Here is a 26,787-nt window from a genome sequence, read left to right on the forward strand (position 1 = left end):
AATTTTTCAATTTTTCAAAAGATTATCGGCGAAGATTTTGTTTTGTCAAGTCTTTTATTCGCCAATCACTTCGCCCCACACCCCGCACACAAACGCCCGAATCGCTTGCCAGTTGTCATCATCAACCACGACCTGTTTCTCGGACAGTGCCAGCTCGTGCGTGGTTTTTCTAAGTGCCAAATACGCCTGCGTAAGTCTGTCGCACCAGTCAGCAGACCACAGCTCCGTCTGTACCACTTCTTCAAAGATACGCACGTTATCCGACCAGATGGCAAGGCTCGGATGAGCATGAGCGTGGGCAAGCACCATAAACTGAGCCAAAAACTCAATGTCAATCAGCCCGCCAAAGTCCTGCTTGATGTGAAAAGGCTGAACCAGTCCGTGGTTGTTGGGCTGATTTGATGATTTGGTGCCCAGATGTTCTTTCATCTTTTGACGCATGGACAGCACGTCTTGGCGTACCTGCTCGGATTCTCGGTGAGCGGTCAGTACCTGATGGCGAGTGTTATCAAAAGCGTCCAACACCGCCTTATCACCTGCAATGCCCCTAGCTCGTACCAGTGCCTGATGCTCCCACGCCCATGCCTTATCACGCTGATAGCTGTCAAAGCCCTGCACCGACACGACCATCACGCCTGCGTTGCCCGATGGTCGAAGACGCATGTCCAACTCATAGGCACGCCCATCACGGGTCTGCGTGGTCAGATAGGTGATGACCTTTTGGACAAGCCGAGACGCAAACTTCATGCCACTAATTACCTTAACATTGTCGCCCACGGTATCGGCTTTTTCGTCAATGTCATGCAAAAACACCACGTCCAAATCTGACGCATACGACATCTCAATCCCGCCCAACTTGCCATAGCCAATGATGGCAAAACCACACGCTGTCTCATCGGTGGGCATACCATCGGCACGCACAGGATGACCGTGTTTGGCAACCAGCTCATCATAAGCCCTGCTAAGTGCCGATGACAGCACAACTTCGGCGATAAAGGTCAGGCTGTCCGAGACTTTCATGATGTGACGCAAGCCTAGGATATCAGCGGTCGCCACAGCCAGCACCTGTGACTTTTTGAAGGTGCGAATGGCGGTCAGATACTGCTCATCATCAAAGGGCAGTACCCGAAGTAGCTGTTGTCTTAGGATGTCGGTCAGCTCTGCTTTGTCGGGCAAATGCAAATAACGCTGTTGCAAAAAGTCATCAAGGAGCATGGGGTGCAAGGCAAGCTCTCGTGCTATCCACGGACTCGCTGAGAGCATGGGAATGAGTCCCATGGTCGCGTTCGGGTTCTCTGCTATCATCACCAGATATATTGAGCGACGGCAGATGGACTCTAACAGCGTGATAAGGCGTGGCACCGCATCATCGGCACGCTCCGCCCCATCACTCTTGGCATGATGACAAAGTGCATGTAGCAAAATCGGATACGCCCCATCAAGGCGTGCCTTGGCATCAGGCTCTAAGCTGGCGACCAGTTTGGACTGCCAAAACTCATCTAGCAAATGTAAGCTGTCAGCACTGAGCAGTCCCTGCAAAGCACGCTCCATCTCTGCCGTCTCGCCCAGTGACTGCGTGGGGCTTTGGCGATCGGTGACCATGCGGTTAAAGGGGGCAAAGACATTTTGCCGATGACGGGCAAGCACCGCTTGAAAATCCATCACACTCTCAAAGCCTAACACCTGTGCAATCGCCACCAGCTCATCGCCCATTGGCAGTCTCTGGGTCTGCTCATCATGACGGGCTTGGATGGCATGTTCTAATCGCCGTAAAAAGCGATAAGCATCCATGAGCTTGGTGCATTCATCATCATCTAAATAATCAAGCTCACCCAACATAGACAGCACATCCAGACAAGCCGACCGCTCGCCCAATGCCAAATGATGACCGCCATAGATGAGTGAGAATGCCTGTGCGATGAACTCAATGTCCCGAATACCGCCCACGCCCAGTTTGACATTATCGGTGTCTTGGCGTTGGGCTTGCTGTGCCATGATGAGTGTTTTCATCTCACGCAGTGCCGAAAAGGCGGTATAATCAATATAATAACGATACACGAAATTTTTCATCACTGCCGACAGCTCATCGGCAAAGGGCGTGGATACAGGATTGACCACTCTCGCCTTTAACCACGCAAACCGCTCCCACGTCCGCCCATGCTGATTAAAATATTTTTCTAATGCTGACAAGCTCATGATAAGCGGACTGCCATCGCCCCACGGACGCAGTCGCATGTCCACCCGAAACACAAAGCCATGCTCGCTGTGGTCGTTAAGCAGGCGGATGAGCACTCGCCCGAGCGTGGTCATGAACTTCTGATTCTCCACGCTCTTTTTGCCCTGCTCGCTGATGTCAGTATCGCCCGCCCCCAAATGCACAAAAATCAGGTCAATGTCGCTTGATAAGTTCAGCTCTCTTGCCCCGAGCTTGCCCATGGCGATGACGGCAAATTCATCGGGCATGATTTTGGGGCTTTTTTTGCCCATACCCCCCATGCCTGTCTGTGCCAACTGCACGCTACTGGTCATGGGGACTCCGTACCGCTCTGCCGTCTTGTGCCATGCATAGTCCTTGGCAAAGCACACGCACGCATCGGCAAAGTCCGACAGCTCCGTGGTTAGTCTCTCTAAGCTAATGACCCCCAACGCATCTTGCCATATCCATTTGACCATCAGCATGGCTCGAAGCTCTCGCATCGCTTGCATGACTGCCGACTCATCAGCCCCATAATACCGCACATCGGCATGTCCCATATCGCCTGCCTTGCCTGTTTTGCCTGTCGTCTGCTCTGTATCGCTCTTTATATCATCCTTATTTATACCATCTTTTACATTATTTCCTTTTACATTATTTCCTTTTACATTATTTCCTGTTACATTATTCTCTTTTATGTCATCTTCTGCACCGCTTATGCCTGCACAACTCGCCACAAACTCCCTGATTAAGCCATCAAACACCGCACGGTCAAGGGGGCAAGCCAAGCCAAACCGACCCAAAAACGCACCGACCTGTGACGGCTGTTTTTGATAAATACCAAAGGCAAAAGGACTGGCAAGGGCGAGCATGGCAAGCTCGCTATCACTGGGGCAAAAATCAGACATGGCAACTCACTAGATTTGTTGATTTGGGATTTATTGATTGATGATTTTTGCTTATTTTACACCAAATTTAAAAATTTACGCTATAATATCCAAAAAACAACCCATCATCATCATGGCACACACCCTACTACTCATCACCAAAAGCCCCCACGGCCGCCAAGGCAAAGAAGCCCTAACGACCGCCACCACGCTACTAGACAATGGCGAGCGTGTTTCGGTGTTTTTCTACGGTGACGGGGCATACACTGCCAATCGCCTAGCGTGGCAAAGTGCGGACGTGCCTGATGTCGCTCGCCTGTGGGTCGCCCTTGCCAAGCGATATCATCTTGATTTGCCTGTCTGTGTCAGCACCGCTTTGGCACGGGGTATCAGTGACGCCGATAACGCCAGTCGTCATGGCTTGGACGGTGAGAACATCCTACCCCCATTTCGCTTGGTCGGACTCTCTGAGTTGGCACTACACATCGATGATGACACCCAACTGGTGCAGTTTTAACCATGAATATTCTAATCAAACTTGCCAGTGATAACGAACTCATCGCTTATGAAGCACTCGCCCTTGCCTTTGTACTGGCGACCTTTGACCATGATGTCACGCTGTTTCTGGACACGCCCACCCACCTACTGCTTGGCGACCCTGACAGTCGTATCTATGGCATGATACAGTCGCTTGATTTGTACGACATAGAAAAGGCGTGGCACGGCTTTGCTGATGAGCAGATGGCACGATTTGATGATGACATTCGGCACGCCCTAGCTGATGAGCGGTGTGTACTTGATGATAAGCGTGTGTTATTTGACAGCGTGCTTGAATTTTAATAGACTTCTTTCCAAACCCTGATTTTTATGGATTTTTAAAAACTTCAACCCCAATACTTATAAGGGTTTATTTTTAGTTTGGAAAGAGATTTAATCATATAACCTACCCCCATGACCATGACCGACACCACAACTCCCCTGCCTAATAAGCTAACCTTGGACGCTGACGGGCATTTGACCGACCACACGCTTTGGACACCTGCCATCGCCCAACAGCTTGCCGATACCTTGAATGTACAGCTAACGGACGTACATTATCGCATACTGGCACAGGTTCGGGCATTTTTTGACAAATATCATCACAGCCCTGCCACTCGCCCACTTATCAAGCATCTATCCATCGCCCTGCCTGATGATGAGATTAACAACGCCAAACTGCAACAGCTCTTTAACACAGGACTGGTCGCACGCCATGTCAATCGCTTGGCAGGACTGCCCAAACCGCCGAATTGTTTATAAATACTTAGGGCATGAGCAACATTTATAAAATCTTTATAGACCTCCAAAGATGGGCATGCCCTAATGATTACACCCTAATGATTATGCTAAGTTACATTTTATTACAGTAAAATAATAAAAAATTAGGTAAGATAGATTTTGTGAGTTTTTCTCACTCATTTTATGACATTTTAACTGATTTTAACTGGGAGATATTTATGAAAAAGCTACTTGTAGTTGCTTTGGCAGGCATGTTCGTTCTAACAGGTTGCAACACCATCAAAGGTTTTGGCAAAGATGTTTCAAAAACTGGTGAAGCTGTTACTGGCAGTGCCCAAAAAGTTCAAAACAAAATCTAACCGATGCCCATCAAACAAGCCCAGTCTACACCAAGATTGGGCTTGTTTTTGTGTTTAATTTAAATTTGATTTAGCTTAATTTCAGTTCAACTTCGCTTTATCCGCATGGCATTTGCCACAACAAACAGACTGGACAAACTCATGCCAATGGCGGCAAGCCAAGGCGGTACATAGCCCATACCTGCTGGCACTAGGATAAGCGTGTTATACACCAACGCCCACCGCAGATTTTGGCGGATGATGTAGCGAGTTTTGACTGATAGATTGATGGCGTTATTGATGACGGATAATTTACCACCAAGTAGCACACCATCTGCCGACACCTGAGCCAAATCGCTCGCTCCCGCCATCGCCACCGACACGTTGGATGCACCAAGCACAGGGGCGTCATTGATGCCGTCTCCCACCATCAGCACGGTATGTCCGTCTTTTTGTAGCTCTTTGATATGATTGACTTTATCGGTTGGCGATAGACCATGATAAGCGTGTTCTATGCCGAGCGTTTGGGCGACTGTCAAGGCGTTGTCGCTTGGGTCGCCTGTTAGCATGAGTGGGGTAATGCCTTGTTTTTTTAGGTCGTCTATCGTCTGCTTGGCGTCCGTGCGTACCACGTCATTAAAATAAAAACGTGCCACCATGTCCCAACTCTCGCCTGCCTTAACCGACAACGCCACCGACATATTCGCCCCAAAGGTATCGAGCCGTTCGACTATCACATGACCGCCACCGCCATTTAACACAAATCCGTCATGCCCGATACGATACCACACCCCGTCCACACAGCCTTCCACGCCCCCTGCCGTGTGGTGCGTGGCGTTTTGTACTTTTGGCAAATGCAAACCGTGAGCGGACGTCAGGATAGCCCGTGCCACAGGGTGCTTTGAGCCGACTTCTAAGCTTGCCCCGACTTTTAGCCAATGCGTTTTGTCATGGGTGGTATAATCCACATGCAGTAGGTTGGCTTGCCCGACCGTGAGCGTGCCTGTTTTGTCAAATGCCACATGGCTGACTTCCGACAGGCTTTGAATGGTATGCCCCCGAGTCGCCAAAAAGCCCAAACTTGCCAGTCGGTTGGTCGCCATGGTCAAGGCAATGGGCGTAGCAAGGCTCAACGCACACGGACAGGTTGCCACCAGTACTGCCACCGTTGCCCATAGGGCTTGGGTTTTATCCACAAACAGCCAAATGACAAAAATCAGTACCGACAATACCAGTACCCGAGCGACAAACCACCGTGCCATGCGGTCAGCGTCTTGGGCGATTTGTGGTTTTTCGCTCATCGCACGGTTCATCAGGCGGTCTATGAGTGCCATTTGACTGTCGTCCGTTTGGGCGGTTACAAGCATGACAAAAGGCTGTGCGTCATTTTGTGAACCACCTGCCAACGTGTCGCCTTGTTTTTTGACAATCAAATCACTCTCGCCTGTCAAAAGACTCTGCGACACCGTGGCAGACTCCGACAACAGCACGCCATCACAGGCGATTTGTTGCCCTGCCTCTACCCAAATAACATCGCCGACCGTTAGGGCTTGGGCAAGCACTTTACCATCGTCCGCCACGTCATGGCTGGCATGAGCATTTCGCCAGTCTTTGATGAGTTCGTTATCCAATGAACCATTGGCAAATTCTGCAATGAGTTCGTCCGAATGCCCAAGCCGTTTGATAAGCACAGGCTCAATCACGACCAAATCGCTTGCCATGTTGGACGCTTTTAACCGTGCGTTTTGCTCAATGTAGCGACCGGCGAGCAAAAAGAAAATAAACATGGATACTGAGTCAAAATACGTCTCGCCTGATTGGGTCAGCGTGGCGTATAGGCTTGCCCCAAAGGTTACGATAAGGGCGATAGAGACAGGCACGTCCATATTGACCTGCCGAGCCTTTATGGCGTTATAAGCGGAGCGAAAAAACGGCACGCCTGCATAAAAAATGACAGGCATGGTAACAAACAACGCCACCGCCCTTAGAAAATGACGATGTTCGTCCGCCATGCCCGAATAATCGCCAAAATACAGCCCAATAGAAAACATCATCGCCTGCATCGCCCCGACCGCCGCCACGCCCAGACGGATAAGCATTTGCTTGTTTTGGCGTTTCATCATCGCTTCATGCGTGTCCTGTCGATACGGACGAGCGTCATAGCCGACCGAATGCACCGCCCCCAAAATATCGCCAATACTGCAACGGCTCTCATCCCAGTTTACACGCATACGCTGTTGGGTGAGATTGACCTGACACGCTCGCACCCCGTCCAGACCACGCAGGCGTGTCTCAATGAGCCATGTACATGCTGTACAACGCAAATTTGCCACCGACAGCTCTGCCGTACTACCACCGTCTTCACGATAGACGAATTGGGCTTTGACATCGTCATGATTATAAGCGTCAAAATTGGCAAGCGGTAGTGGTGCGGTCGGACTTATCTCACGGCGGTCAAGATAATACTGTGATAACCCAAGCTCTACAATGCTCTCTGAGGCAAGCTGACAACCCAAACAGCACATCGGGCGTGGCTTATCAAAAATCACGGTAAAAAACGGCTCACTGGGCAACTTCTCGCCACAATGAAAACAATGCCCGTCAGGGGGCAACACTAGGCTGGTATCAATAGGGTCTTGAGGGGTGTCGGTCATGGCGTGTCATGCGTGCAAAAGTGGTATTATAACATGGCTTGGGTAGAATGGGTGGAGCAGGGTGTGGCAAGCTCATTGCTTTTTAAATTTGACATCAGCTAACAAAATTGAATTTTGCCACAAAAACCGTAGCACTTTTTCATTTTGTAGAGTGTATCAAGCTTTGGAACGTACAAACCCGCCAACGTGGTGAAATGGTCATCACTTTTTATCATAAAATTGGTTTGATTGGCAAGAGTGGTAATCGCCAATCAACGATACAACCCCAAACCAACATCTACATCAAAGCAATTATTAACTGAAAAACCTTTATTTACAACCCGTTAGATTTAGAATAGAATAACAGTCATTCTTACTTTAATTTTTAGCAAAATTTGGAGAACCCCATGCTAGAAAATGGCTTTGTACTATTAACCACCCCCACCTTTGACAACCATCAGTTTTTACAAAACTTACAAACAGACTGGCAACTTCCTATTCACAACCCTGAACCACAAGAGGGTTCACTTACCTTCTTGGTCGGAGATTTTTTATGTGCCATCGCCCTAATGCCCGCCCCCATTCCTAATGATGAGGCGGTACATCAGGCTCACGGCAATTACTTTTGTGATGATGCTGTGCAGATTGCCGAGACTCATCAGGCTCATCTTATGGTAACGGTTATGACTCAAGAAGATAACACCGAACTACAAGGGATGAAACTATATACCAAGCTCATCAGCACCGCCTTATCACAAACGAACGCCACAGGGGTTTATACATCAGGGACGGTATTTAGCAAAGGCTTTTACCAAACAGTTGCTACTCAATACCTATCCAAAGATGAAATACCTGCCATGATTTGGGTCTTTATCCGCTTAGGGCAAACCGAAAACGGCAATCAGCTCTACACCATAGGCATGAACAAATTTAATAAAGACGAGATGGAAATTCTAAACAGCTCCCTACCCATGCAAACCCTACACACATCTCTACTAAGTATGTGTAGTTATATCATCACTGCCAATCTAACCCTAAAAGATGGCGAGACTGTAGGCTTTAGCGAAACCCAAAAATGGCAGATTGAACGCTCAAAGAGCGTCTATGCAGACAGCGATATGTCATTGAAGATTGGGGTTGTGTAGAAATTGTTATTTCATAAACCAAACAAATGTTTGGTTTATGAAATATTTTAAAATAGAGAAATTTAAATTTTAGGAGATAGTTATGTCAAATTATGTGTGGTTGTATGAGTATCGTAGCTTTTCCATAGCGAATACTTATGGAATTGTGGTGAAAACAGTTGAATTTGATGGGTCAGAAATTTTTTTTCTTGAAGAGAAAAAAATATGGTACACTAGATTCTTTGGAAGAAAGTAAGTTGGAGTTGTTAGACAAGATACATCTAGATTTTGATGACACTTGGCACGATTACGAATATTTAGAACATTTGCCAGTTAAATTATTTAAAGAACCTGATATAAATTATAGTAATTTACCAAAAGAAAACGAAATATTCTTTAGAATTACCAACGGATATTTAATAATTAATGAAAAACTATACGATGTTATTTCCCAATTCAATCTAGGAAAAACCCATTTTAGTCAAGTCTATATTTATGATATTGAGACCAAAGAACAGCTTTCTGATGTGCCTTATTATTTTATCAATATTGCTGAAAAAAGAGATTATTTAGATGTTGATAATAGTAAAGGTTTGGGGGTTAGTATGTATAACCCACAATGGAAACAACGATTTATCGGTATATCAGAAGATGATGATATTAAATTATCTCATGCTTGCTTGGCAGATGATATAGATTTATGGCATGAACCGATACTACTTAAATCATTATTTTTTTCGGACAGATTAGCTAATGCGTTGCTTGATTCAGGATTTACCAAAGAACAACTTGGCTTAATTCGTTGTATAATTCAATAATTTTTTACTTTTTAATTTAGGAACTTTAAAATGGCAGGCGAAACTTTAGGCTTTCAAGTTCATCATGTTTTTCCAACTGACTTTTTTAAGAATAACTCTAAATTAGTTGATGATTTGAATAGAGTGATGGGCGATAGCCTTATTACCAAAGATGATTATAGCAATCGCATTAATCTGTTTAACAATCAAGAAATGGCGGATGTAATGAAATCTTTTTAACAATCAAGAAATGGCGGATGTAATGAAATCTTTTTATGCCAGTCAAAATGGTATGATGAAAGTAGCTGATAGCTTTGGTTCTGTTATGCATAAAGGCTCCGAAAATAATCATTTGGATTATAATAAATTTATAAAAGAATCTATTGAAAAAATTCTAAAAATGAATTCTGATGATAGCACCAAAAAATACCTAATTCTTGATTTGCACAAAAAAGTCTCTCACGCCTTAAAAGTAGGCGATATGGATTTGAAAGGTGATATTGATTATTACGATGAAAAACTATCTAATAAATTGGTAGATGTAGATGATTTAGCTGTATTAGATAAGAATGGATTTTATAAATTTAATTCAAATTCGGAAGCTGTCAAGGTTTTACAAACCTATGAAAAATCCTATAACAGAACTTCTATGGTTAGCAATGAAACTGTTGTTAAAGAAGACTTTAACAAAGCAATTGCCAAAATTGACTTAAGTTCAAAAGTCTATGATGTGCCCTATTCTCAAATCACCATAAATAGCATTAAAGAAGCCTTAGCAAAAAATGATACAAATATTATGCGTAGAGCATTGGGGTAAATGGTTTATGATGAAGCTGATAAAGCCCATCTCATCGTAACCAAAACAGTCATTAAACAATTTCAAGAAATGGCTGATGATGACCCTAATAAAGAATTTTTGGCAGATAAGATTGTCAAAAATCCAAATGTTCCACAAGAAATCAAAAATGAAGCAGTAAAACATTTGCAAAATGTTAGTATATTGCAAGATACGATTGTAAAGAATGGTTTTGGTTCTGGTTTTGATGGTTTGGCAGAAATACAAAATATTAAGGATATCAATCTTGAATTTGCAAAAAGATTGATAAAAGAGGCGAATTTTTCCCAAAGATTTAATAGACTTCTTTCCAAACCCCGATTTTTGTGGATTTTTAAAAACTTCAACCCCAATACTTATAAAGGTTTATTTTTAGTTTGGAAAGAGATTTAATATTGCCACCAATGTAACTGATTTTTTAAATCATATCTATGATAGCTTTATTGAAGGATGGAAAACGGGGAATTGGGATAAATTTAGGGATGATATTTCCGAGTATGGGCAGGAGATGGTTCTAAGCATTGTTGTGGGCTATGTGGTTATTGCTGGCTTAACGGCGATGGCTGCGGCAGGCGTTGTTGGTGCAGAAGCTGCATTAGTTGCTCTTGCTGTGGCGGGTGTGGCAGCAACTCTGTATGGTGTTTATGAGCTTTATCAAAAAGTTCGAGATACTGATTTTAATGAACTTATTGATATTACAAAACAAAATTTTAAAGAACTCTTCGAGAATAATAAGGATTGGTTGAATAAGCAATATAACGATGTTATTAAAGGGTTTGCAGATGTTTTAAATCAATTTACAGCTTGGGGAGAGCAAGGCAGTCTTCAACCATTGCTTTTAGCGTATAAGGATACTATAGAGCAAAGTAAAGGTGCGATAGATTTTAAATATATTAAAACGCAAATTGAAAAAGATAATCAACTTGCAGGCACAGAAGAAGATGACATTTTAAGTGCCAAGACATCTAAAAAAGGTGTGGTTGCATATGGCGATAAAGGAGCGGATAGTATTATTGGTAGCCAGTATCAAGATATTTTGTTTGGTGGTGAAGGTAATGACCGTTTATATGGTGAACAAGCTAATGATACTTTGATTGGTGGACTTGGCAACGACACCCTAAACGGCGGTGAAGGCAATGACACTTTAATTGATGAAAGTGGCAATGAAACGTACGATTTTATCGGCGATTTTGGACACGACACGATTTACGACCAAGACGGTAGTGGTGTAATCAAGATTAACTATTTAACTTTAAAAGCGACTAAAAAAGTTACAGATGGTAGTTGGGAAACATCACATCAAGACTATGTGATTACGGTTTCAAAAACACAAGAAAATACGGAAGGCTATTAGACTTCTTTCCAAACCCTGATTTTTATGGATTTTTAAAAACTTCAACCCCAATACTTATAAGGGTTTATTTTTAGTTTGGAAAGAGATTTATTATAGTGTATATATCACATCAAAGAGTGATAAAACAAAGAGTATTACCATTTCGCAGTGGAAACAAGGGGATTTAGGGCTAAATTTGACTGGTTTGGGTGAAAAAGCAGAGCAACTAGATAGTACAGGCTATACCTTAGGTACAGATGACAATAACCTTATAGGGGGTCATCAGTATGTTGCATCTTATGCAGGGAATGACTTTGTTGTAACTACAATCAATAATGATGTTGTGATTGCAGGAGCAGGCAATGATGTGGTTAATACAGGAGATGGAGACGATGTGGTTTATGCGGGTGTAAATGAAGGTTCAGCAGATGACAATGATGTAGTATTTACAGGAGAAGGTTCAGATAAAATTTACGCAGGAGCTGGGGATGATATTATTTTTTCATCATCACCAATGAATGGTGCTTATTACGATATTATTAATCACTTAAAGACGGAAGAGCAACAAAAAGCCGATGATAAAGCTAATTTATTAGCTCATCAAAGAGCATATAGTAATTTATTTTTTAAGAACATTAAATACGATTCTCTTGCTGAAATAAGTCATAGTCCAAGTTATTATTTTGGAGATAGTTATCATTTACTTCCAAGTGTAAATAGTTACTATTGGGCAACAGCAAAAAATAATAGACCTGTGAATTTCTTTTACAATGTGTATGCTTTGACAAATCATGGTGAGAGCTATGCAGGAGCAGATATTGTTTATGCAGGTGTAGGCAATGATGTTGTTGTGGGTTCATCAGATACAGATAGTTTATATGGTGAGCAAGGAAATGATGCTTTATATGGTTTATCTGGTAATGACTTATTAGACGGTGGAGAAGGAGATGATGAGCTTGTTGGTGGCGATGGTTTAGATATTTTAGTGGGCGGTGCAGGTAAGGACAGGATTAGTGGTGGTTTAGAGCATGATAAACTCTATGGTGGTGTTGGCAATGATGTATTAAATGGTGATTTATCATTGCTAAGAAATACTGGTGATTATCCAACTGGCACTCCATTTGAGCGATTTGGAGATGATTATTTAGATGGAGGAGTTGGCGATGATATATTGGTTGGCAATGGTGGTCATGACCGTTTATATGGAAGTGAAGGAGATGATAAATTACAAGGTGATTACAAAGATCTTGATGGACAATATCATGGTAATGATATTTTAGATGGTGGTATTGGTAATGACAAACTACGGGGTGATGGTGGTAATGATACTTTGTATGGCGGTGAAGGCGATGACGAATTACAAGGTGATTCGTCTGATTTAGACGGACAATATCATGGCGATGATGCCTTAGATGGAGGTAAAGGTAATGACCGACTTTGGGGAGATGGTGGTAATGATATCTTATATGGTGGTGAAGGTAATGATAAATTGATGGGCGATAATAGCCTTATGAGTGACGAATATCATGGTAATGATATTCTTTTTGGGGGTGCGGGCAATGATAGTTTGTGGGGTCAAGGTGGTCAAGATAAGCTCTATGGTGGTGAGGGTAATGATTATTTAGATGGAGATCATGAAGCAGTAGATGGTCAATATCATGGGGGTGACTATCTTGAGGGTGGTCAGGGCAATGATAGCATTCTTGGAAGCGGTGGCAATGACCATATCGATGGTGGCGAAGGCGACGATTTTTTAGTAGGCGATAAAAAAGAATTGGATGGACGCTACCATGGGAATGATGTGCTGTATGGTGGCGAAGGTGTTGATAGGATTTTTGGTCAAGGCGGTCAAGACACCTTGTATGGTGGTGCTGGAGATGATATTTTAAATGGCGATGCGCTTGATATAGACAGTGCTTATCATGGCGATGATATTTTGTACGGTGGCGAAGGTAATGATACCCTGCTTGGTCAAGGCGGTAATGATATTCTCTACGGTGGTACAGGCAATGATTACCTGGACAGTGGCAATGGAGACAGCGATGTTCTTTATGGCGAATCAGGCGACGACATTTTGATTGGTGGCGGTAGGCTAGAGAGTGGCGAAGGCGAAGATTATTATAATATTACCCAAAAAGCAGTTGTCAAAGACAGCGATGGTAGGGGCTTTTTATTCTTCAAAGGCAAGCAATTAAATGGTGCAAATGTTTTTATTAAGTCTGATACTTTAGACAAGCCTGATATTTTGGATTTTAGTCAGCAAGGCTACATCCTAAATGACACCAGTGCAGATAGGTTGCAAGAAGTTGAGCGAAGCGAGAATTACATTCGCTATATTGTTAATGGGGATAATAACTTTGTTTATAAAAATCAGCTTAATACCGAAGGTCTGACAAGTGGTAATTTGGGTATTAAGTTTTATGTAACTGTCTATAAGGATTCTGATAATCAAGATTATATGGATGACCCCGATCCTTTTGGAACGCAGATACAGCACCCATTTACAGGATTTTTACCATTGCCTTCTTTGGTTGGTTATCAGCCGTTTTTGGGTAATCCGCCTGTGAACTTACCACCGTTTGCACCACCCAAAAATCCGCCTGCACTTTCTGATCCTCTTGTTCTAGACTTAAACCATAATGGAAAAATAGACACCATTCATCTAAGTCGTGGCGTAAACTTTGACTTAGATGGCAACCGCTTTGCAGAACAAACTTCTTGGGTAAATGGCGATGATGGTTTTGTGGTGCTAGATCTAAATAACAATGGGAGAATAGATAATGGTGGTGAGCTATTTGGCACTGATACATTAATTCAAGGCACAAGTAATAAAGCAAGGAATGGTTTTATTGCTTTGGCTCAATACGATAATAATCAAGATGGGCTTATTTCTACTGATGATGAAATGTATAAACATCTAAAAATTTGGCAGGATAAAAATCAAGATGGCATTTCTCAGTCTGATGAATTAAAAACTTTAGAAGAGCATGGCATTATTGATATAGGATTGAGTAAGCAGTACGAAAATACAGTTGATGACAATCAAGTTTTGCATACTTATCAAGGTGTGTTCAATCAAACGATTACTACATCACAAATACAAAACAATGCAACAATAAATACCATAATACCCAAGCAAGGCATCGCAAAAACCTTATTATTTCAAGTTAATATCTCTAATACCAAGTGGCAGGTCAATGAAGATGATGTTGGTATTTCCGATGAAGTCAAAGCGTTGCCAAACTTGTTGGGGTATGGCACAGTCAAATTCTTGCACCACGCCATCAGTGAGGATACCACAGGTCAGCTAAAAAGCTTAATCGCTCAATTTAATACTGCTACGTTTGAAAATCAATCCACCATTGCCGAACAGATTTTAATTCATTGGACGGGGAAAACCAATGAGGCTAAGGGCGTACCCGTAGAAGGGCGGATTAACCTGCAACAATTAGGGGTGCTAAAAGCCTTGTGGGGTAAAGAGCAAGAGTGGCGAAATGTAGGATTAAATCGTTTTGCAAAAGGTGTGTTGGAAAACGCTTATCAAGATACATTAAAAAGTTTACACGCTGGACTATTAACCCAAACCCATCATAAATCATGGGTGCAAATGATTGACTTTAAAATCAATGAGCATATCTATAAAGGCGTAACCGAAAAAGTCTATCAAGCTGACTTTTCATTACTTATCAAAAGATTGGTTGATATTTACAAGAAAGATGCTGATTATGGCGAAAATTTAATTAACGAGCTTGATTTTACCATTAAATATTTGGATATCAATCACAGCCAGCTTTATAATGATTGGTTGCAGCAGTTTTCTTGGTTTGTTAAAGAAACCGAATTGGAGAACTTGACCGCCCTATTGTTAGAAAAAGATAACGCAACCATTTATAATGATATTATTGTAGCCACAGACCAAAATGATGTGGTAAATACTCAAGGTGGTAATGATGTCATTATTGGTGGCAAAGGTGATGATGAGCTACAAGGTGGTATAGGCAGTGATACTTATGTCTTTTCTTTGGGTGATGGAAAAGATATGATTCTTAATTATGATGAGAGCTTCTCTAAATTGGACACCATTTATTTTACCCAAGACATTAATCCCAATCAAGTTCAAGCAAAAAGAGAGGATGGTCATTTAATCCTTCAGTATTCAAGTGAGGATAGTATTACAGTTAAAGATTTCTTTGACAGCAATGGGGCGGCTGATTACCGCATTGACCAGATTCAATTTGCTGGTGGGGCAATTTGGGATATTGAATATCTTCTTGATAAGGTTCGTCAAGCAACCATTGGTGATGACAAGATTTATGGCTATGACAACCAACCTGATGTATTGGAAGGCAAGGAAGGTAACGACACACTCTATGGCAACGCAGGCGATGACACTTTAGATGGTGGTAGTGGCAATGACATTCTAGATGGCGGCTTGGGTGCAGACCGCCTACTTGGTGGTGCTGACAATGATACCTACCATGTCAATGAATCAGGAGATGAAGTTATTGAGAATGCCAAAGAGGGTGAGGACATTGTCATCAGTGAAATTGACCACACTTTAACTCAAAACGTAGAGAATCTCACTCTAACCAATAATCAACAGGCCATCACTGCAACAGGAAATAATCTAAACAATATCCTAACTGGAAACACCTTTAACAACATCCTAGATGGAAGAGCAGGAATAGATACCATGATTGGCGGTCTAGGTGATGACACTTATTATGTAGATAACACCCTAGATATTATCATAGAGAAAACTGGCGAAGGTTACGATAGTGTCATTGCAAGTAGCGACTACACATTATCAGAACATGTTGAAAATCTAACCTTGATTGGAGATGCCATCGTTGCTATCGGTAATGACCTAGACAACATTCTCATTGGCAACGAGAAATTCAACCGCTTAGATGGCGGTCATGGCGACGATACTCTAGATGGGGGTTTGGGTGCTGATACCATGATTGGGGGTTTGGGTGCTGATACCTATCATGTAGACAACGCCTTAGACGTCATCATAGAACTGCCTAACAAAGGTTATGACACCATCATTAGCCAAGTTGATTATACGCTTGTCAAAAATGTGGAGCGTTTAATTCTAGAAGCAGGCTCAAATGCCACTCATGCCACAGGCAACGAACTTGACAATCACATCATCGGTAATGAGACAGATAATGTGATTGACGGTGGCATGGGTGCCGACCTCATGGATGGCGGTCATGGCGACGACTACTATGTCGTTGATAATGAGTTTGACAACGTTGTAGAGCAGTTCGATGGCGGTATAGACACCGTGGAGCAACACATTGACCGTTCTTTCTATAACTTTGACGAGTTTGGTAATCCCATTAAAACAGGTTCTTATCATCAGCTCTTTGACAATGTAGAAAACCTTATCTTAAAAAGCACAGCCAAAACCGCCTTTGGTAATGACCTAGATAACATCATCACACTAAACAACAAAGACAACTTTGTTAATGCCCTAGCAGGTAATGACACCATCATCTATCAAAAAGGCGGTGGGCGTGATACCATCCTAAGCAATGACAGCTTAGAAAGTAAAGACACTTTGGCGATTCATGGCTATGATTTGTCAGAGGCGATGTTTGTGCGTGTAACCAACACAGCAAGCAATCATGACATGCTCCAAATTCGCTTTAAGGGTTCAAATGACCAAATCACGCTCATAGACTACTTTGCAGAACAGGTAGGTGAGTTTGACAATCGCATGGATGAAATCACCTTTACAAAAGGCGGTAATACTACCACGCTATCTCAAAGCGAATTTGAGGCAAAAATATTTGCCCAGGCTAATAACCACGCCCCTTGGGTAAATAAACACCCAAGACCCATCAAAGGCGAGATTGACAAAGCCCTATCCATCACCTTTGATAAAGACACCATTAAAGACGTGGATGCTTATGACAGCGAGCTGTCTTATCGTCTCACACTTGCCAGCATGGGGGCTGATGGACAGTACGAGCCACTACCTGATTGGCTCTCCTTTGACCCCAGCACGCTCACCTTAACAGGCACACCACCCAAAGAAGCGGCAGGCAATCTTCAATTCATCTTATGGGGCGAAGACAGCTTTAATCACAGTGCAGGGACGTATGTCAACCTTAGCATTGCTGGTGCCACAGTGGATAAGCCCACAGAGACATCTCCATTGGCCCCTGTTGCCATTGGTGATACCATCAAAGACACCCAAGGCAATGACACCCTAAGAGGCACAACCGCCGATAATACTTTTGTCTACACAAAAGGCATTGACACCATCATTGATAAAGGTGGTAATGACACGTTGGTGTTTGGTAATGGTATTACCTTTAATCAGGTAGGTTCCACTCTTTTGATGTCAGGCAATGATTTGATACTGCGAGTAAACGGTAGCACCACCAATCAAGTAACGCTAAAAGACTTCTTTGGCAGTGCCGACAGCGTTATCGAGACCATCAAGTTTGAGACAGGCGGTCAGATTGATTACAAGAGAATCTATGAGCTTTTTGGTAAAAAAGTACCAACAAAGTCTGATGAATCAGCTCTGCCACCTGCCGTAAGTCCAGATGTCCATGATAATGCACCGCTAACCATCTCAAAAGACAATCACATCATCGCAGATGCTCGTGCCAACAAGCTTTATGGCACAGACGGTCATGACCAATTACAGGGCTTAGCAGGGGCAGACACCTTAGATGGCAAAGCAGGACATGACATTCTCATCGGTGGCAGTGGTAATGACAGACTTATCGGTGGCAGTGGCAATGACCTATACTACTTCACCAAAGGCTTTGGCAAAGATACCATCATTAATACAGGCGGTGGCTATGACAACATCTACTTTGATGGCATAAGCTTTAACCAAGTTGGCAGAGGTCTTACCAAGATGAATAATGACCTTATCCTAAAAGTATCTGGAAGCACTGATGAGCTGACCATCAAAGACTTCTTTACAGGAGGCGATAATGCTGACATCAATATCAGCTTTGCTGATGGCGGTAGCATTAGTGCCACAGAGCTACTTGGTCTATTCAAGTCAAGTAAAACTGCCACTCATACAGACATTGACGGCTTTAACAAAGCACTTGATGTGTCTTTGGCACTAATGGAGGAATTTAAGACCCTCACCACAGAGAGTGGTACGACAATTATTTAAGCTTGGCTTTATTTGTGTTTTATCTTACGTCCTCAAATTTAGGTTTGGGGGCGTTTTATTTGGGTTGTCTGGGGTGGTGTTTTGCAGTTGGTTAATGCACCCAACCCAAATCCATGAATTTTTTATGGAAAAAACATAGAAAACACAAAAACCAATTTAAAAATGGTAAAATTTGTGTATAATCTAATCCACTTATCATTTAGATTAAAAGTATCAATAACTCACCCAAGGATACGTTATGCCCAAAATACCCAAAATATCTAAGCCATTCCCCAAAGCACTAAGCCTAGCCATGGCAGGTGTATTACTCTCTGCTTGCCAGTCTGCCCCCAGCACGCACAGCACCACACCCACGCCTGCCCATAACATCACGCACATTGACAAAAGCCTGTCACCATCCAAACTGGCACAGCACGACCTAGTCACGGCACTACGTCAGCACATGAATGCCGAGCGTTATGCGGTGTCCACTTATCATTATGCCGTCAAGCCCCTAGCGGTCAGCGAGATTGACAAAGACTCAGACAGTGCCTTTACCACCTTTATCAAGGTCATGGATTATAAGGACAAGGCTCACAAGACTGACGATGACACAAGCGAACCTTATATGACCATCAGCGACTATTTGGGGGATGATGGCGAGCTTGGCGACTTACCTTATCTACGCTATGATGACGAACAACATGGACTCACCCCCGATACCGTAACCCGTGTAGTCGGCATGAGCGAAGAATATCAAGCGGTGTCAGATGAGATTAGAATGTTGGCATATGAGCTAGAAAGCCATGCATTTACGTCTGCCTACATAAACATGGGTGATTTTGTCAAAGATACTGGGCGTTTTGACCAACAAGCCTTTAAAAAGTACATCAATGACTTTGACCGCTCTTTTCAAGCAAAAGCCAATGCCTTGCTTGCCACCGCCCAAGGCTACCAAAAACAAGACATCCGCCAACTACAAGCCTGTGCCACCACTTTTAAACAGGGTGCCATAAACACCGCCAAGCACATCAAAACAGCTGATGATATTACAAATCATGTCGATGAGTTATATTCATTGATAACTTCTGTAAATGCTTGCACTCATGCTGTTACTGGCGAAACACAAGCACTTCATCCTTATCATTACATCTCCAACCAAACAACCCAGCAAGAGTTACAACAACAGGCAAGTGCCAAAGAATGTGCCACTCATGCCACCACTCAAAATCAGGCTTTGATTCAGTCGGGAAAAGACTACATCAAGCATGCCGATGAATTTAATGCAGTTCATGAAGAATATATATCATGCTATGAACCGTTAGTAGAGTCTGCCATGGATGACGATGATTATTATGAAAGCCATGACCCCTACTCGGGTGTGTTCGGCTCACTTCGTGCCTATCGTGAGATGAAAGAACAAGAGCGTGAGCAGGGCAAAACAGACGTACAAAGCCGTGATTATGGGCTGTCGTCCTTGCTTGGGGGGATATTTAAAATGAACCAAACCCCTGAACAGGTCACCGCCCAAAACCTATATCAATATCAGCACCTAAGCGTCCAAGGTCTCTCCCACCATGAACCGAGTGCCAAACGCAGTCAGCATTTGTGGTCGATTGACTATGACAGTCCCACCGCCACTTATTCCATGCAACTGCCTGTGCGTGCCGACCACGCCAAAGGCGAGCTGACCGCCGATGTCTCAGCCGTCCTGCCATTGGTCGCACTCATCAGTCCCAAGCACGCCCCCCTACCCAAAGACGTGCCAGACGGCCTGATGTCCTTTGCCCTGCCTGATGAACTACAAAAACAGATACCTACTGACATAATTTATACGGCAATCACTGACGGCATCATCGCAGGCATGGACGGACTAAATGGCGAGAAGTTTACGCCCATGGACATCAGCCAAGACGTCTTTGCCAAAGAAGTCGGGGCAAGTCGTGCCATCAAGGTTGAGTTTGGTGCCAAAGAAATGGGCAAAGCCTACGCCATCATCGCCAAGCACGTCGGGCGTGATTTGCATGCTTATGTGGACAAGCACCCCGAGCATTATGCCGACAAAGTCAGCGACCACACCGACACTGACAGCAACCCCATCAGCACGCCAAACACCGTCAAATCCATCATTGATAACTTTACCATTCTAAACAGCAGTTATCGCACGGATGACGTGGGCGAACTGTTCGGGGCGGTTGAAGGAATATTGCCTTTTGCCTTGAACACGACCAGCTATGTCTATCTTGACCGCCAAGGCAACATCATCGCCACCCAGACCCTAAGCAGTCTGGACGAACACATCAGTGGCATGACCACCCAAAGCCTAAACCAAGTCCGCTATGACAAGGGGCTGTTTGACAAACACGCTTTGGCACGCCAATTTAAAGACGCCTTTACCAAAACGACCGCCGTGGACGGCGTGGCACTCATCAAGCAAGCCAAAAAAGAAAACGACCAGCAATATGAAGCACTCATGGCACGCTATGGTTATGATTATGAGTCAAGCCCATCAGATGACCACGAATGCGAAGGCGATACAGCCTGCACAGCAGCCGAAGCGGCAATAGCGACAGAAGAAGCAAGATAACCATTTAAAAGGCTTGCCCCGTTCTTGGCTTGATTTGATTAAATTACATTAAATTAAATTGATTGGTAAATTAAATTGATTGTCAAAATGGATAAAATCGGTAAAATTACTAAAAACTAGCATTGCCATACTGATAAATTTATCTTTAACTATTTAACTTTACAAATCAATACCTTGTCATCAGCCAAGATTGGGATTTATCCCGATTAATACACTCATTAAATCTCTTTCCAAACTAAAAATAAACCCTTATAAGTATTGGGGTTGAAGTTTTTAAAAATCCATAAAAATCAGGGTTTGGAAAGAAGTCTATTAAGGAAAACCATGAAAACACTACCTTATCGCACACTAAGTTTGGCTGTCGCTAGCTGTCTGATGACCGCCTGTGCCACCACGCAAGCCCCACAGTCTGCCACCACAAGCCACGACCATCACGCCAAAGAAGTCCTAGCCAAAGCGGTCAAATCACAACTTCGCTCATCATTTAGCTACGAGACAAATGCCTACGTCTCTAACGACATCCGCCGTCACGCCCTAAAAGACGTCACCGACAGCACGCCAGCTGATGACTGCGAAGCGGTGCATGACCATGCTTATGTTCGCCTACTTCGAACTGCCGAGACGGACAATCTGCCCATCAGCGATGACAAATACCAAGCCCATCGCACCAAAATCAAAGACGACTTTTTGGCATGCCGTGATGAACAAGAACAAGCGTCTGCCTATCAGCCTTTTGACTTTGAAAATTTTTATGAACAAAGCGGACAGCTGACCCCTGATGAGCAAGAGCAGGCATTCATCCATGCCGTCAGCACTCACCTAGACACTCAGACCAGCGAGCCATCTGCCCGCCCTGCCACACCCCTAGACGCCAAAAAAGCCGAGCTATTGCACGAATATCTCATCACCCCATCTGGCGTGCGTGTGGTCGGCAGTTATCAGCCCCTACAAGGCAAGTTTACCGCCTTACCCATGCTAGACTACACCGCCAAAAACCTGCACATGTCCATCAATCAGCCCCTATACATCGACCTAAAAGCAGGGGGTATTTATCTGTGGGCAGATAACTTTGCTCTACTAAACAGCGAACTGCTTGATGCCAAACTGGGCGACAGCTGGCAAGGCAAATGGCTGTACATCCCCATCAATGACGGCAGTCTGCCCGAGAGCTTTACCCGTGATTTGGTCAAAGCCTACCTAAACGCCAAAAAAGAGAGCTTTATGGCACTGCCCCAAGACGGCTTTGTCATGGCAGGGGCAGATGAGCTTCGCCAGTTGCCATTTATCACCAATAACCTGCCTGCCGATAAACTAACTCTTATCCAAAACACGCCCACCATCATCAAAAATAACGTCAAAGACTCTGCCAAAGCGTACAGCGACTATGTCTTTGCTGACACACTCTACCAAGAGATGACCGCCAAATATCCAACACTCACTCAGCAAATGCCCGATTTTTATGAGCGTGAGATTATTGACGGTGAGAGCGTGATTCATGTGATAAATGCCGACAGCGACACCGCCCAGACAGAGATAGAAGCAGAGACGGACGCCGCTGACGAGAGCCGTGATGACTTTGTGGTTAATAGCGAGCTACTCATGCGTGGGCTATTTTTGTATCTGCAACGGCAAATCGAGAGCTACTATGGCGAGCTACACAGTACCGATGACACGCCCCAAGAAGACCGCCCTGTCTCCAAATACGCCCCTGCCACGCATTATGGTGTCTCACACGGCAAAATCGCTTGGGTACATCAGCGTCACTATCTCAGCGATGACACGGTCGGAGCCAGATACATGGACAAGGCAGGCGTGACTGGCAGTGAACCGCTGTTTGTGGATGTCTTTACCCAAATCTTTCAAAACGCCAAACACATCAATGAGTTTGCTCGCCTGCCATCTGCCAGTCAAACGCCCAATGCCAACAACAGCGTCAATCTCTTTGCCTATCAAGATGCCCTACGAGCCAGATTCAAAGAGACGGGCGAGAAGCCACCGTTTATGGAGCATTATTCTCGTTATGCCTTGGGCAGTGCCAGTGATGACGATTATGGTTATGATGACTATGATTATGAAGATTATAGCGATGAGCTTTATGAAGATTACTTTGATGAAGATTATCTTGATGAAGACATGGATAATAACGGCAAACCAAGCGATAAATGAGTAGGGCGATTTTAATCTATATAAAAAGGGGATATAATCTATCCCCTTTTATGTATTACACCCAACCAACTTGATATTACTATACAAGGCGTGCTCAGCACGCCCCTACGTCCAGACATCATTAGACTTCTTTCCAAACCCTGATTTTTATGGATTTTTAAAAACTTCAACCCCAATACTTATAAGGGTTTATTTTTAGTTTGGAAAGAGATTTATTGCATTTGTAGTAATTTTAAAGTTTCTTGGGTGTATATGTTTTATAAAGCCTTTTAAAAGGTTTGCTGATATTTAATGCGGAAACGGCCGCTGTTTGTCCGCATCTATCCACGCTTGCACCCATTCATCAGGCGGTAGGCTCACCCCATCATAGCCAAGCGATGACAACACCTGTGCGGTCGGTATGGGCTTGCCCGTCATAAAGTTAGTCACTGCCGTACGAAGCAGTGCATGACAAGTACATTTGCCCTTAACCCACATCGTCTGCTCCATGTAGAACCACTTATCATCGATGGCACATACCCGAGTTTTCATCAGCACTTTATCAAAGAGTCGCACCCGTTTACGATACTGAATGGTACTGCCTGCCACCACCAAGCCCCACCGCTTTTGTACAAGTTTTTTACCCAGACCTGTGCGAATGGCAAAGTCATTACGCCCTAGGTCAAACAACGTCAAAATCCGCCCATTGTTCATCTCAAAGAAGTTATCAATGTCATTCACATTGGCGGTAAAGCGATACTCGGTCGTGTCAGTCAGACCAAGCACCGTGCCTGACTTTTTGCTTTTGTGGTAAGCGGTTGCACTACTGATGATGTTTTGGGTTAGGCGTAAAAATGGATACATGACATACTCAGATTTTTATAAATAGATTAACGATGGGTAAAATGATAAACGATTAGCCTTTACGTTTGGCGGCAAGCATTGCTTGAATGTTTGCCAAATAGTCTGTGGCAACCTTGTTCGGGTCGGCAGATTTTTGGCGTTTGGCAGGATAATCAATATGGTCGCTTGGTAATTCGTCCAAAAAGCGTGACGGCGTGGTCTGACGATACTCTTTGCCCGCCCTGCGTTTTTGGGCGTACATCAAGGTCAGCTCATGCCTTGCCCGTGTGATACCCACATACATGAGACGGCGTTCTTCTTCGACCGTCTCCGAGACGATAGAGTTACGGTGTGGCAAGATGTCTTCTTCGACCCCAATGATATACACAAAATCAAATTCAAGCCCCTTAGCGGCGTGCAGGGTCATGAGATTAACTTTGTTGGTATTTTCTTCTTCTTGCTGTTGTTCTAGCATGTCTAGTAGCACAAGCTTACGAATCACCGCTTCAATGCTTTTTTCATCATCATCTTCGGCACGGTCAATGAGTGCATGAATGGACGAGTACAAGGATTCGATGTTGTCAAGGCGGTTTTTTTCTTGTTGGGGCGTTTTGCTGTCTTCTTTGATGTAGTCAATATACCCCGTCTCCATAATCATCTGACGCACCAGTGGCATGGGGTCGGGGTTATCATAAAGCTCACGGGTATAATGCTCGATGAACTCCCCAAAACTGGCAAGGGTCGCCCCTGCCTTTGCCCCCACCGCCGATTTTAGCCCTGCATGAGAGCAGGCGGACAGTAGCGATAGGCTGTGTTCTTGGGCGAACAGTCCGAGCTTTTCTAGGGTTGCCGAACCCATGCCACGCTTGGGCGTGTTGATAATCCGCAAAAATGCCGCATCATCATCAGGATTTAGAATAATCCGCAAATAACTCATGACGTCCTTAATCTCGGTGCGAGCAAAAAATGACGTACCGCCCGAGAGCTTATACGGCACTTGCAATGAACGCAGTTCGGCTTCTAGCACCCGAGCCTGAAAGTTGGAGCGATACAGCACAGCATACTGCTCCCATGAGTTGTTATGTCTTAGGCGGTGCGTTACTATCTCTTTTGCCACCCGTTCCGCTTCCACCCCATCATCGGGCGAGCTTAACACACGGATTAATTCACCATGCCCTTTGTCCGACCACAGCGATTTTTCAAAAATATGCTCATTATTGGTAATCACAGCATTGGCAGACGCCAGTATGCGGTTGGTCGAGCGGTAGTTTTGTTCTAACTTGACAACGTGCAAATTGGGGAAATCCTGCTTTAATAACGCCATGTTTTCAGGCTTTGCCCCACGCCACGCATAGATAGATTGGTCATCATCGCCCACCACCGTAAACCTTGCCCGAATACCCACCAGTAGCTTGATAAGCTCATATTGGGCGGTGTTGGTGTCTTGATACTCGTCCACGAGCAGATAGCGAATGCGGTTTTGCCATTTTTCACGCACTCGCTCATTTTCTTTTAAAATGCGAGCAGGCAGGACAATCAAATCATCAAAATCCACCGCATTATACGCTCGCAAATTCCGCTCATAGAGTCCATACAGGTGAGCAAAAATCACATCTTCGGGGTCGGTCAGTGTCCGCTCGGCATCTTCGGGGGCGACTAGGTCATTTTTCCAGTCGCTAATCATCTTAATCGCCTTACCCACCATGTCCGCACGCTCCGCCCCTGATAGGTTATCACGCACCATTAGCTCGGCAAGCAGGCGTTTGCTGTCGTCAGCGTCCATGATGCTAAAATTACCCTTTAATGGCGTGTGAATGAGTTCATACCGCAAAAACTGCAAGCCAAACTGGTGAAACGTAGACACCGTCAGCCCACGAGTTTTCTCGCTTGGCAGGAGCTTTTTGACACGCTCTTTCATCTCCCTTGCCGCCTTATTGGTAAAGGTCATTGCCGTGATACGCTCGGCAGGCGTGTTGCAGTTTTGGATAAGATGAGCGATTTTTTGGGTAATGACCGATGTCTTACCCGACCCTGCCCCTGCCAGAACGAGCAAGGGGCCTGAAACATGGGCTAGGGCTTCTTGTTGGCGGGGGTTTAGTTGGCTCATAATCTAAATTCTTCGGGCAAATGGTCGGATATTATAATGGATTTTGGCAAATTCGGCAAAAGTTTGTGGTAAATTTATCGGTAATGTGCAGTGTTGTTATGCCGTATTTTTTGGTTAAAATCTATCCATATTATAGTCAATTAACCCCAATTTACACCAATGCTAAATTTAAAATTATTTGTCGTATGGTAGTCGTATGGTAAGGTGCGTACCACGCACCTTTTAAATGAAAAATCTTATCGGTGCGTAATACGCACCTTACTGCCAATGGGTGTATTTTGAAGTTAAATGATTATACAGCTAATAAAATTGAATTTTACTACGGAAACCGTTCGCCCTAAACTTGTCGAAGGGTCGGTTTCCGTTATGGTTCGACAGGCTCACCACGAACGGGAACCGTAGTACTTTTTCATTTTGTAGAGTGTACATAAAAAGGTGCGTAAACGCACGCACCCAATGATTTTTATTATTTAAGACTTCAATCTCCATTTAAAATAACAACTTATTGATTATTAGGAAATTATTTTTGGATTGTAGCAACTGTATTCCAC

Annotated in this window: 17 protein-coding genes; 13 read left to right on the top strand and 4 right to left on the bottom strand. The window is 44.0% G+C overall.

What is annotated here, in order from left to right; translation table 11 throughout:
* Window positions 1–54: 54 nt before the first annotated feature.
* Complete coding sequence (gene glnE, locus B5J94_RS07350; RefSeq protein WP_062498680.1) at window positions 55–3,102, bottom strand: bifunctional [glutamate--ammonia ligase]-adenylyl-L-tyrosine phosphorylase/[glutamate--ammonia-ligase] adenylyltransferase; 3,048 nt, start codon at window positions 3,100–3,102, stop codon at window positions 55–57.
* 112 nt (window positions 3,103–3,214) lie between these two features.
* Here glnE and tusD point away from each other — a divergent pair, with 112 nt between their 5' ends.
* From tusD to B5J94_RS07370, 4 genes are all read left to right on the top strand, one after another.
* The gene (gene tusD / locus B5J94_RS07355) at window positions 3,215–3,598 is read left to right on the top strand and encodes a sulfurtransferase complex subunit TusD (protein ID WP_062498681.1); all 384 of its coding nucleotides are present in this window, start codon (window positions 3,215–3,217) and stop codon (window positions 3,596–3,598) included.
* Between the two features lie 2 nt (window positions 3,599–3,600).
* Window positions 3,601–3,921, top strand: a complete 321-nt coding sequence (locus B5J94_RS07360) for a hypothetical protein (protein WP_079364031.1) — start codon at window positions 3,601–3,603, stop codon at window positions 3,919–3,921.
* Window positions 3,922–4,038: 117 nt separating this feature from the next.
* A complete protein-coding gene (locus B5J94_RS07365) occupies window positions 4,039–4,380 on the top strand; it encodes a TusE/DsrC/DsvC family sulfur relay protein (RefSeq protein WP_079364035.1) in 342 nt (113 codons plus the stop codon).
* Between the two features lie 197 nt (window positions 4,381–4,577).
* Entirely contained in the window at window positions 4,578–4,718 is a 141-nt protein-coding gene (locus B5J94_RS07370) for an entericidin A/B family lipoprotein (protein ID WP_062498678.1), read from the top strand.
* 86 nt (window positions 4,719–4,804) lie between these two features.
* On the opposite strand, the gene B5J94_RS07375 is transcribed toward B5J94_RS07370, so the two are convergent.
* Entirely contained in the window at window positions 4,805–7,351 is a 2,547-nt protein-coding gene (locus B5J94_RS07375) for a heavy metal translocating P-type ATPase (protein WP_062498677.1), read from the bottom strand.
* Window positions 7,352–7,737: 386 nt separating this feature from the next.
* Between B5J94_RS07375 and B5J94_RS07385 the strand changes: the two genes are divergently transcribed.
* From B5J94_RS07385 to B5J94_RS07425, 9 genes are all read left to right on the top strand, one after another.
* Complete coding sequence (locus tag B5J94_RS07385; RefSeq protein WP_062498675.1) at window positions 7,738–8,475, top strand: DUF4261 domain-containing protein; 738 nt, start codon at window positions 7,738–7,740, stop codon at window positions 8,473–8,475.
* A gap of 167 nt (window positions 8,476–8,642) precedes the next feature.
* A complete protein-coding gene (locus B5J94_RS07390; protein WP_062498674.1) occupies window positions 8,643–9,272 on the top strand; it encodes an imm11 family protein in 630 nt (209 codons plus the stop codon).
* A gap of 30 nt (window positions 9,273–9,302) precedes the next feature.
* Window positions 9,303–9,491, top strand: a complete 189-nt coding sequence (locus B5J94_RS07395; protein WP_062498673.1) for a hypothetical protein — start codon at window positions 9,303–9,305, stop codon at window positions 9,489–9,491.
* A 22-nt stretch (window positions 9,492–9,513) separates the two neighbouring features.
* Complete coding sequence (locus tag B5J94_RS07400) at window positions 9,514–10,068, top strand: hypothetical protein (RefSeq protein WP_062498672.1); 555 nt, start codon at window positions 9,514–9,516, stop codon at window positions 10,066–10,068.
* Complete coding sequence (locus tag B5J94_RS07405; RefSeq protein ID WP_065256425.1) at window positions 10,069–10,479, top strand: hypothetical protein; 411 nt, start codon at window positions 10,069–10,071, stop codon at window positions 10,477–10,479. It abuts the gene before it with no gap.
* Window positions 10,480–10,594: 115 nt separating this feature from the next.
* The gene (locus tag B5J94_RS15015) at window positions 10,595–11,440 is read left to right on the top strand and encodes a hypothetical protein (RefSeq protein ID WP_079364032.1); all 846 of its coding nucleotides are present in this window, start codon (window positions 10,595–10,597) and stop codon (window positions 11,438–11,440) included.
* 175 nt (window positions 11,441–11,615) lie between these two features.
* The gene (locus B5J94_RS07415; RefSeq protein ID WP_079364033.1) at window positions 11,616–18,575 is read left to right on the top strand and encodes a calcium-binding protein; all 6,960 of its coding nucleotides are present in this window, start codon (window positions 11,616–11,618) and stop codon (window positions 18,573–18,575) included.
* A 238-nt stretch (window positions 18,576–18,813) separates the two neighbouring features.
* Window positions 18,814–21,141, top strand: a complete 2,328-nt coding sequence (locus B5J94_RS07420) for a hypothetical protein (protein WP_062499643.1) — start codon at window positions 18,814–18,816, stop codon at window positions 21,139–21,141.
* A 324-nt stretch (window positions 21,142–21,465) separates the two neighbouring features.
* Entirely contained in the window at window positions 21,466–23,307 is a 1,842-nt protein-coding gene (locus B5J94_RS07425) for a hypothetical protein (RefSeq protein ID WP_062500988.1), read from the top strand.
* Between the two features lie 288 nt (window positions 23,308–23,595).
* On the opposite strand, the gene B5J94_RS07430 is transcribed toward B5J94_RS07425, so the two are convergent.
* On the bottom strand, window positions 23,596–24,150 hold the full coding sequence (locus B5J94_RS07430) for an acyl-CoA thioesterase (protein ID WP_062500986.1): 555 nt from the start codon (window positions 24,148–24,150) through the stop codon (window positions 23,596–23,598).
* 52 nt (window positions 24,151–24,202) lie between these two features.
* Window positions 24,203–26,236, bottom strand: coding sequence for a UvrD-helicase domain-containing protein (locus B5J94_RS07435; protein ID WP_062500984.1), 2,034 nt, complete (start codon window positions 26,234–26,236; stop codon window positions 24,203–24,205).
* Window positions 26,237–26,787 lie beyond the last annotated feature (551 nt).

The organism is Moraxella lacunata, assembly GCF_002027545.1.
GTDB classification, from domain to species: Bacteria; Pseudomonadota; Gammaproteobacteria; order Pseudomonadales; family Moraxellaceae; genus Moraxella; species Moraxella lacunata.